8 protein-coding genes and 2 pseudogenes are annotated in these 10,227 nt (G+C 34.0%); all 10 read right to left on the reverse strand.

The features are described 5' to 3' along the window. Positions 1–137: 137 nt before the first annotated feature. The gene (locus tag BZK24_RS07045; RefSeq protein ID WP_077656995.1) at positions 138–1,100 is read right to left on the reverse strand and encodes a hypothetical protein; all 963 of its coding nucleotides are present in this window, start codon (positions 1,098–1,100) and stop codon (positions 138–140) included. A gap of 12 nt (positions 1,101–1,112) precedes the next feature. Beyond that, positions 1,113–3,353, reverse strand: coding sequence for an RGS domain-containing GTPase-activating protein (locus BZK24_RS07050; RefSeq protein ID WP_077656996.1), 2,241 nt, complete (start codon positions 3,351–3,353; stop codon positions 1,113–1,115). Continuing rightward, entirely contained in the window at positions 3,337–4,545 is a 1,209-nt protein-coding gene (locus BZK24_RS07055; protein WP_077656997.1) for a DNA type IV secretion system protein ComB10, read from the reverse strand. Before BZK24_RS07055 ends, BZK24_RS07050 begins: the two co-directional genes overlap by 17 nt. Continuing rightward, positions 4,542–6,197 carry a TrbG/VirB9 family P-type conjugative transfer protein gene (locus tag BZK24_RS07060; RefSeq protein WP_077656998.1) on the reverse strand — a complete coding sequence of 552 codons (1,656 nt, stop codon included), beginning with the start codon at positions 6,195–6,197 and terminating at the stop codon, positions 4,542–4,544. Before BZK24_RS07060 ends, BZK24_RS07055 begins: the two co-directional genes overlap by 4 nt. Continuing rightward, positions 6,194–7,330: a VirB8/TrbF family protein gene (locus BZK24_RS07065; RefSeq protein ID WP_077656999.1), complete on the reverse strand. Its 1,137-nt coding sequence runs from the start codon at positions 7,328–7,330 to the stop codon at positions 6,194–6,196. Before BZK24_RS07065 ends, BZK24_RS07060 begins: the two co-directional genes overlap by 4 nt. Beyond that, on the reverse strand, positions 7,323–7,457 hold the full coding sequence (locus BZK24_RS09675; RefSeq protein ID WP_021176073.1) for a hypothetical protein: 135 nt from the start codon (positions 7,455–7,457) through the stop codon (positions 7,323–7,325). The genes BZK24_RS07065 and BZK24_RS09675 overlap by 8 nt, the downstream gene beginning before the upstream one ends. A gap of 1 nt (position 7,458) precedes the next feature. Beyond that, positions 7,459–8,502 (reverse strand): annotated as a pseudogene (locus BZK24_RS07075) (VirB4 family type IV secretion/conjugal transfer ATPase); the annotation flags it as partial. Positions 8,503–8,871: 369 nt separating this feature from the next. Further along, positions 8,872–9,675 (reverse strand): nucleotidyl transferase AbiEii/AbiGii toxin family protein, encoded by an 804-nt coding sequence (locus tag BZK24_RS07080; RefSeq protein WP_000009099.1) that lies wholly within the window; start codon positions 9,673–9,675, stop codon positions 8,872–8,874. Then, the gene (locus tag BZK24_RS07085; protein WP_000006537.1) at positions 9,647–9,898 is read right to left on the reverse strand and encodes a hypothetical protein; all 252 of its coding nucleotides are present in this window, start codon (positions 9,896–9,898) and stop codon (positions 9,647–9,649) included. Before BZK24_RS07085 ends, BZK24_RS07080 begins: the two co-directional genes overlap by 29 nt. Positions 9,899–10,029: 131 nt before the next feature. Then, positions 10,030–10,227: pseudogene (locus BZK24_RS07090) on the reverse strand (hypothetical protein); the annotation flags it as partial.

A 10,227-nucleotide genomic window follows, 5' to 3' on the forward strand; every position in this document is an offset into this window, starting at 1 on the left:
TTTTTAATTCCTTAGCTTTTTGAATATTATTCAATGGCATTTTTTCTACTTCCTTTGGCTCTTGGTTTTGATTATTGGAGTTAATTTCTAACTCGTTTTCTTGCGTGATTTCATCTAACATCATTGGCTCCTTAAAATTAAAATAAATAAGCGTAGTTGAACGCTATGTAGCTAGAATTAGTCGCTTTGGTAAGAAAATTAGAAAACAAGACCTCTCCCTTAAAATTCCCGTTTTGAACGACAATTTTGCTAGGCACAACTGACTGATAGTTAATCGCTCCTCCAAAGCGATAATTCACTTCAAATTGATGATGGTTTAAGTAATAATGTAGTCCAATAGTGGGATAAAAACCATGATTAAAAATATCTTTAGGTTTATTAGTGATAAACTCACTATGGCTGGTTTTTATAGGGTCTATTTTTGCAAAATAATATTGCATACGCCAGCCAAAGCCCACACTTAATCCTAGTGTATGGCGGTTCTTTTTAATGACATTTAAAAAATCAAACAAATACTTCACATCTATGCCAAAATTTAAGGGCGTGTAATTAGCACTAACTTTAGATTTGTAAATTTTTATGTCTGTGCTTAAATCACTAGGTGTGCCTCCATACAAATGGCTTGAGATTTTAATCCCATGCCTTTTACTAGCTCCAAAATAATGCTGATAACCTATTAATAGTCCCATATTAAAATTAGCGTTTTTAAAAGTCTTGCTATAAGTGAGTAAATCATCTGTAGCATTAGAGATAAGGCTTAGATTTTGAGTTAATTTTGTGCCTGTAATAGCAATTTCTGAGCCTAAGAAAAAGCCATTTTTAGTTTGCATAGCTACTAGGTGTTTTTGAGACTTTTTTTGCTCTTTAACTTCTCTTTTAACTTGACTTTGTAACAACTCAGCACTTTGTAAAGGAGCTGATTGTTGCTTTTTAAGGGTATTTTGTGGAGCAATTTTTTGCTCCATTTTGTGTTCTAATTTCTGTTCTTGAGAAATGTCTTCTTGTTTATTTTCATCAGGCATAATGGCTAAAAAGCCCTCATTAGCTTGCAAATAACCAAGAGTAGTTAAAAACAAGGCTTTCTTTAAATTAGTGTTCATTTTTTTCCTTTCTTAATTGTTTGGGACAACCCAATTGTTGTGCGAAGCGCATGAGTAATTAGCATTAGGCGTCTGCGCCCATGAGCAATATTTACCCTTAGTGCTAGATTTCCAAGCATTTCCAGAGCTAAAGTTATAACTCATACAAAGATTGCCATTCCCATTAGGGCGATAATAAGTCGCTTGCCAATTGGTAAATTCTTGTGTGTTAATGAGTTGTTTAACACCATTATTGAGATTAAGCTTTTGGCTTAATACAGTGAGTTCAAAATTTTTGCGATACTCATCGCTTAAATTAGGGGTATTCACATAGATAGTGGATGGAAAGCGTTTGAGTGTTTTTTGAGCTTGTGAGACATAGTAATACTTATAGGTGTCATACACAGCATCACTATCGCCCTCATTTCTAGGGCGGATATATCCAATCGTAGTGCCTTGATTGATAGTCTGATATCGTGTAACCCACTTAGCTAGGGTGCGTAAATTACCTTGAGAATAGCCTGTATAGCTGTGTGTTTTAGTCCAAGACCCCCATCCATCATTACAATAAGAAGTGGTTATCCATTGACTGCTATTTAAAGACATTTCTTGAATTTCAAAAGTGGTATATTGTGACAAATCATAATTTGAGCCACTAATAGTGTCTAAATCGCCTACATCTTCGCCTTTAACGCTACTTTCTACATTGATTTTGGTATAAGGTTGGATAATTTTAGGCACTTTACCCATATCAGAAGTGTAATCACAGCCTGTTACATTGTAGTATTGGTTAGACACCGTATCAAAGATACGAATTTGAGTGGGGCGATAAGCCTCTAATTTAGCGTTATCAAACTGCCATTGACCGCACGCATAAGTTTGGTAGCTAAATTTTAAAGGACTAACCACATCATGACTGATAAAGACTTTTTCTTTAGTAATGGGGTTAATATAGTATTGATCAATCACTCTTTGAACAGTGCGAGTGCTTGGGTCATTATCGTATTTGACTAATTGTTCTTGCACCCCTGCAAAATCAGTGCAACTTTTAGCCACATGGATTAAATTATCAAGTCCACGAAATAAAATCTCTGTTTGAAAAAAGCTCGCACTCCCACTCCCATAGCCTTTATTTGTCGTAGTATCTAGTTTGCATTTATTAGCGTCTTCATACATAGGAAACTCAAATTGTTTGCCTACTAAATCCACACAACCGCCAATATTCACGCTTTTATTTTCTCTGTTAATGAAGTAAAATTGCGTTTGTTTAATGGCTTTCATGTTTTCAAAGTCATAGCTGTATTGACAGACATTGTCGTTTCTAAAGGCTTGCATTTTAAAGCAAGAGCCATTTCTATCTACAATATCTAAACTCATCGTATTGCCATTTCTAACAGGAGCGGTGCAAAATTCATTGGTATAATGGCTATCTGCACTAGCAGTGCCTCCATTAGCACTGTTGCTCCCATTAGCTCCACTTGTGCCATTAGCCCCATTAGTGCCATTACTTCCATTAGAACCACTACCATTTTGAAGTCCGGGCGAATAAGGGAAAGGGATAAAGCCTCCCCCCATGCCTCCTATGCCTCCGCCTCCACTCATAAAGGGGGTATAACCACTATTAGAACTCCCACTAGAGCCATTTCCACTCCCAGCAATTGGGGGGAATGGGTTAGAACCTACGCCTTGATAGCCACTTGTTCCATTAGCTCCATTTGCTCCACTACTTCCATTTTCCCCTTTAGCCCCATTATTACCAGAAGTGCCATTTACTTCATTTGCACTTGTGCCATTAGAGCCAGCGTTATTGCTTGTGCCTCCATAACCACTTGCATATCCCATGCCACTTGCCCCACTCCCACTAAAACCTTTGCCATTTTTACTAGAGACATACGCACTTTTACTCACCCCTATGGCATTAGACATCTCACTATCGTTTTCACCGCCTAAGACAATCCTTGTGCCTTTTTTAAGAACCAGTTTGCTTTTAATTTCTTTAATGGCGTTTGGGGGGCTTTGTAAGGTCTTATAATCATTGCCCTTTTTAATATGAGTTACACTAATAGAAAGATTAGCTCTGTTTTTAGAAACCTTGTAATTACCCATAGCAATGGTATTTTCTTGCACCTTATTACCCACAACAACTAAAGCCTTAAATTCGCTATTTTTTCTTAAATTCCAATCTTGCATAGTCTGAATGACAAGAGCATGGCTATTTGAAAGTGCTACACATAAACTCATTAAAATTTTAAACACATTAGATTTCTTCTTCATTGTTAATTTTCTCTTTTGTTTTGATTAGGGGTTTTTTCTCTTTAAAGAACTCCGCTAAAACCTCCCCATCTTTTGGTTTAGGGATAAAGATGTCTAAATTAGGGCTAATAAACACTCTGCTCCCCTCTCTAATGATGATAATTGGGTTTTGCGCTCCATATTGCCTTAGCATTTGATTGATAACTTGATTGATGCCCATGCCTGTATTTCTAGTGAGTTGCATAAGCAAGTAATCCCCAAAAAAAGGGTTGCCATCACCCTTTCTATTTTGCCTATTAGCTAAGGCTGAAGTAATTCCTATTAAAAGACCATTAGAGAGCGTGTTAGTGAGTAAGGGGATACCATAGCGTTGAAAGTTTCGGCTAATGTATTTACCTACTAAGCCATTATAACCCTTCACATCAGCCCCCCTTGCGTTAGTGAGCATGATGTTTATGCCTTGAGGCGTGATAATTCTAGTCCAAGCAATGTTAAGGCGGTATTGTCCAATTTGATTGTTATTATTGTAATAGCCTATAACCTTAGAGCCTTTAGGGATTAGCACCGCTCTACCCATAGAAGCAAATATATCGCTCTCTACTTGGGCGGTTACTTTTCCAGCAATTTGAGAGCTAATAGGCGTGATTAAAAAGGCTGGTATCATTCTATCAGCGGTTATGGTTCTTAAAAGCTTATGCTCATTAGTGCCGATGTCTTTATATTTTAAATTAGTAAAACTATCCACGCCGTATTCCGTCTCAGGCTTAGTGGCTGGTTTAGTTGGTTCTAAAGGTTTAAGGCGTGTGTTTAAAAATTCTAATTGCTCTTTAGTATGCTTTGGTTTAGGCTTTATTTTAGAGGGGCTTTGTAAAACTTGTTGTAAATGCGTGATAGTATTATTTTGCTGATTAAGATTGTTGTTAAGATGACTATAATCTTTAATGTTAGGATTAGCTGAAACACTAGGATTGGGGCTAGTTTGTGTTGTAGGCTCTTGGGTAGTTACTTCTGGTGTTTCTTTGGCTTTTTCTTTTGGCTCTTCTTTGACTTCTTCAAAGAAATAATCACTTAAAGGGAATTTACTCTCACTTACTTGAAAGATTTCTTCTTTATTGTTATTGTTTGAGCCTTTATTAGCAAGCAATCCTAATGCCATTAAAACAACAAAGCCCCCAACACCTAAGCCTATCTTTTTAAGCAAGGATTGTTTCATCTTGCCCTCTTTGCTATCTTTTCTATACAAAGATAGGCTTTACCAAGCTCTAAATTCCATTGATTTGAGACATCTTCAGCGATTAAGTAATCGCCTACCACTCTGCTATTAACAGGATTATCATAGCCATCTATAACTTTATAAACTACAGGGAATTTACTTCTAGCATTAGAGCGGTTAAATTTAAAATAGGTAAATTGCTCATCATTAAAGATTTGAGTGGGTAAATCATCTTTGTATTTGGATTTGACAACCTTTTTACACATCCATAAGCAATACCATTTGCGTTTTTTCTTGTCTATAATGACATAGCCATATTCCATTTTTTTCTTGTTGATATAGATGTGATTGACATTGTCCCCAATTTTAATGAATTTGCCATCATCTTTGATTTTGGCGGAGTAATCCACATATTTCATTTCATCTTGGCTGTGTCTATGCTCTTTGAAAGTTTTAGTTTGATTGCTAATCACTTTAAAATTTTCTGAAGCCTTTCTAGAATTAGCTAAAGCGTTACTAGGTGGATAGCTAGGGGATTTGAAACGATTTAAAGAAATGGGAGCATTTGCTAACGCTATTTTAGTGGTAGTAGGGTTTTTAGATTTTGTAAGTGGGTTTTGCTCTTTAATATTTGGTGATTTTTTAGTTATCTTTTTAGGGACATTATGGCTTGTTTTAATGTCTTTGTTTTGGGTGCTATGAGTGGGTTTATTTTCTTTGTTGATTTCTTTCTTAGTGGTAGTGAAATTTTTAAAATACTCTTTAGAAGAAATATACACCATTAAGGCTGGGTTTTTAGAGCTAGTATATGTGGTTGAAAACATATAAAAGCTATAGACCTTACCGCTTTTTCCAATGATAGTTAAATTGCTATCTACGCCAATTTGCAAGGGCTTAATGAGTAAGATATTAGAAATTAAATGCTCTTTATCTTCGCCAAGCATTTTAGTAGAAAAGCCTATATCATCGCCTAGAACCACTTGTGCGATTGGCTCATCAAAAATAAAAGTGGTTGTCATAGCATATCTTAGGCGAATATTGAAAGTATCGCCTATGGTGTAGTGGATAAAGTGGGTGTTATCTTTGATAGAGCGATTTTTAGCAAAAAAATTGGCTTGGATGGCATTGAAGTTTGTCATAGGTTTTAAAGAATTATCTTCATCGCTATTATCATCGCTTAAAACTTCATCGCTCTTTTGAGTTTGTTTGGAGTTTTCTTTATTTGCATAAGGGCTATTAGCACTAAACGCACTAATAGGCGCATCATTAGGTTTTGGGGTGAGTTTATCATTAATATAATTAGTGGCGTTAGTGATAGTTTGCTTGGTGTTATTAAGAGCGTTATTAGTGAATTGCTTGGCGTTATTTAGCATTGTTTGAGTTTGTGTGTTATTTGGTTGGTTATTTTGTATAGGTGTAGTGGGTTGTGAATAAGGGTTTTGATTTGGCATAGGTGTTTGCATAGAATTAGGCTGTGTGTTGTAGTTAGTGCTAGGTTGTGTTTCTTGGTTAGTCTGGTTATTAAAGGGCTGTAAGGAAACATCGCCTTTTGAATAATCCATAGGCTCATTATAATTTTGAATGTTATTTTCTGCTAATAAGGGAGCTAAGAGCGATAAAGTAAAACTAATTCCCCTAAATGCCCTAATCATTGTTCTTCCTTATTATTAGGCATATTAGCTGGGTTGTTTTGGGGGTTAGTTGGATTTTGTTTTTTGTATTCAATTTTAGAATGGGGTCTTTCCACTTTTTTATAAGTCTTATCTAGGGCTTTAATGCTTGCGATTTCACTCAAGGAATATTTATCTACGATAAAGCCTGTAGGGTTTTTAGGCATAGAACTATAATCAAATTGAATAAGGGGTTTGAAGTGATAGATTAAAGACACTCTGTAGCGTTTTTCAGAGATTAAATAGCCTTTATCAAAGACCTTAGCTACAATATCTGCTACAGCGATATTTTGTTGTTTGCCTTGCTTATAGATAGAAATATTGATGATTTTAATTTCTCTATCCATATTAGAGTTAGAATAGATACTGCCCTTGCCTGATACTAACTGCTCTAAAGTTTTCCACACTTCTTCAGAGCTTTGCTCTCTTATGATTTCATTCAAGCGGACTTTGTCATCAATATGATTGATAGTTTCTCTAGCTGTAATGTAAGAGCCGACTAGATTTCTTAAAAATGCCTCGCCATAATCTACTTTGGTATCCGCTCTTTGCACCACAGCAAAATGCTTATCGCTATTAGCAAAGTCTATAAAATAAGGCGTGTTTTCTTTTAAGGGCATCATAATAAAAATGGCTATACTTAAAGCAATGATACCTATAAGCCCCCCTATAGCTAATCTATACGCTATTTGAGTGTTCTTTCTTTGGATTTCAAACACACTAGATAAATCTAACTCATCTTCTTTAAAACTCTCTAATTGCGTGTTTATGCTAGATGTGATACTTTCTTGCAACTTATGCGTAACAATGCGTTTTAACTTAGGCAAAACCCTTTCTTGAATTTTATTCTCCCATTTTTCAAAAGAGATTTTTTCTAACTCTTGGTTTCTAGCAATGCTTGTTTGAATGCTTTTAATGAGCTCTTCTTGATTTTCTTTGGTATCTTGTTCTAAAAACTCTTCTTGTTGGTTTTTTTCTTGTTCTTCTAAAAACATGCTTAATCCCATAAAAAAGCATTTGGCATATTCTTTAATATCTTCTTTAGAAAAAGAGCCTATTTCAAAGGAATTTTCTAATTCTTTTAAATACTCTCTTATCTCTTGTAAATTAGACATACAAGCCCCCTTGAATTATGGGTGTATTTAACGCGCAAGGGGATTTTTTCATCTCTACGAATTTATCTGAGCATGCATTTAAAAGCACAGCCACTAATATAAAAGCTAGATATTGAATCTTTTTCATGTTAGGCAAGCACCGTTTCTAAGTGTTTTTTATCATCAAATTTTTGATAGGTGTTATTGACAAAGACTTCTCTCCAAGTAGTAGGGTAATGCTTAATGAGATTATCAATGTGTTCTACCATGCTAGAATTAGAGCTAAAGATTTGTAGGTAATTACCCAAAGAACTTAGGCTCACATCTATAATGTTAGATGAGCCATCATTCATGTTTTTGAGTAAGACTTTGTATTCATTAACGGCGGTGTTTTCTAAAAAATGTTTTTCTGTATCGCTTAGTCTAATGCCAAATTTATCGTTTAAATCTTTGGTATCAATATTTCTTTGGGGATACAAAATCAATTGCCCCATATTTTTTATAAAGCTTTGAGCGTTTCTCACTTCAGTTAGCTGGTTAATGTCTTGTAAGGCTAGAACAATCACCCCATTAGCCTTTCTGGCTTGGGTAATGATTTCATTGATTTTTTTATTCATCATTTCATTTTGAGCGTAAGATTTAAACTCATCAATAAAGCATAAAAAACCACGATTGATTTTTAAGGCTCTGTCAATCATCTTATGAAAGACATAGTAGGCTAAAAGCCCAGCGTCATCATCATTATGTAAAATGCTATCGGTATTTATGGTGCTAATGCGAGTTTTAAAATCTAGGCTATCCATTCGGCTAGAAAATAAGGAAGATTTTAAATAGTCTTCAAAACTACTATCTAAAATGTCTGTATTGGTTTTAACAATGGCATTGACAAACTCTTTTAAATCAAAAGGAAGGGGTAATTCTTGGTTGCTAAATTTGGCTTGTTTGACTTCATCGTTATAATTTCTATACATAGTATCAATAGCATTTATTAGGGCTGTTTTATCTTCTACTTTATCCTTATGGCCATCATAACTATCCACTTTTGCCATTTGGGCATAAAAATGCAATAAAAAGGCTCTATTAGTTGCACTATCTTCTAATGAAAAAGGGTTAATATGAAAGTTTTCGCCTTGATTATAAATCCCATCAAAATACTTGGTAAAAGAATACAAACCATTTAATCTATCAAGAGCATAACAAGAAAGTGGCTCTTGTGTTTGATAGTTTGATAGAGAACAAGAAGTAAGGTGGTTAAAATTGATTAGGTAGTTTAGTGTAATTAGTTTAAATAATCTTATTAAGATAAATAATCTAGCATTAGATAATTTTAATTAACTATTTAATGTTTTATTGCTAATTAAAAATGATTAGTTTTATAAGGGTTGTTAAAATTATTGAGATTTTATAGAGTTAGCTTAAATTACAAAATATTCTAAAAACAATGTAATTATAGATTATTGTTACTCATTAAGAATATATTTGATTAATAATACAAATAACTAAATTCTATTAAATACTGATAGATTAACTAAAGCTATTAAATACCTACTTAACAAGATTGTTTATCGTCTACGCTTAGGTGTGGGGGTGTATTCATTGGAATTGTCTAAATCATCTGCGTTGTCATGGGAATTTGAGTAAGTCGCTGTTTTAATTTGGTCTATTTTGTCTATTAAAAAATCATAAGCACTTAAAGAAAGGTCTTTATAGTGTGAAATGGGTTCTACCATATCTATTTCTATGCTATAACGCTTTTTATCTAACTCTTGCAAAGAATTTTGAAGAGTTAGTAAGTCTTGCTTAGTTATTTTTTGAGAACTTAAAAGCTTGTCAAATAAATTATTGTCATTATGCAAAGCCACTGCTATATCAAAAATATCTCTTGTTTTATTATCAGTTTTTCTAAAAGTAATCTTTTTAGCGATAATATTTTCTAAACTTTCTATATAAATATCAAAAGCAAAAATCTTTTTAGAATTATCTACATATCCCTCATTACTAGCATAATCCACTAAAACATCTATTTTAATGTTGTCTTTATTCGTTACGCCTATATGATTATGTTGGTCTATGTATCTTGTGCTATCAAAATGACTGCAATTATCTATCCATAATTTAGGGCTAAAAAATCCCAAACATTGAGCATCATTGACAAACAAATCAATATCAAAGCTTAATCTATGCTGGAAGTAATACATGCTCAAAGCTGTGCCTCCTCCAAACTTAATACTACTAGGATTAAGCCCTAAATTCAAAGCATTTTTAATAATGGGATAAAATTGTTCTAGGGCTTGAATTTGAGCTTGAAAGTTGTTTTTGATAAAACTAAGGCTCTTTTCATTGATAGGGATTGATAGAAAGGACATGTAAAATATTCTCCATAGGAATGTGATAGTCTTGTGAAAACCATTCTATTTCTTGCTCTAGTGCCTCTGTTTGAATTGTGCCTATAATATACTTGTCAGTATTGCTTAGATTAGTTGTTTTTTTATCCATAAAAAGCCCTATAAGATACTCTAAACTCACATGCTTATCTTTATTGCCAATAGAGTTATTGATTGTAGCTAATAACATAGGGGCAAATGACATTTTTATCCTCCCTAAATTGATTTGATTGTAGTTTAGCAAATTTTGTGTTGGTTTTGGTTTGACTTATAATGATTGTTTAGCTATAATACGCTTACATTCGTAGGGCTGACCGAAGCCCACTTTCTTATAGCTTATAGACTGCTTAGTTTTTCCAAGTCTTTGTTTCCAATACTTTTGATTAAATCATCTAAAAATGAAACAATTTTGTTAGGCATGATACCAAAGTTAAAACTTTTACTTGTAGGCTTTTCTAATTCTCTGATAAAGCGTGTTGTAATGCGTGGGCGGTTGTTTGCCCTTAGCTTTAGTAAATTTTCCCAATGATACGC

Source organism: Helicobacter pylori, from assembly GCF_001998165.1.
Taxonomy (GTDB): Bacteria; Campylobacterota; Campylobacteria; order Campylobacterales; family Helicobacteraceae; genus Helicobacter; species Helicobacter pylori_DL.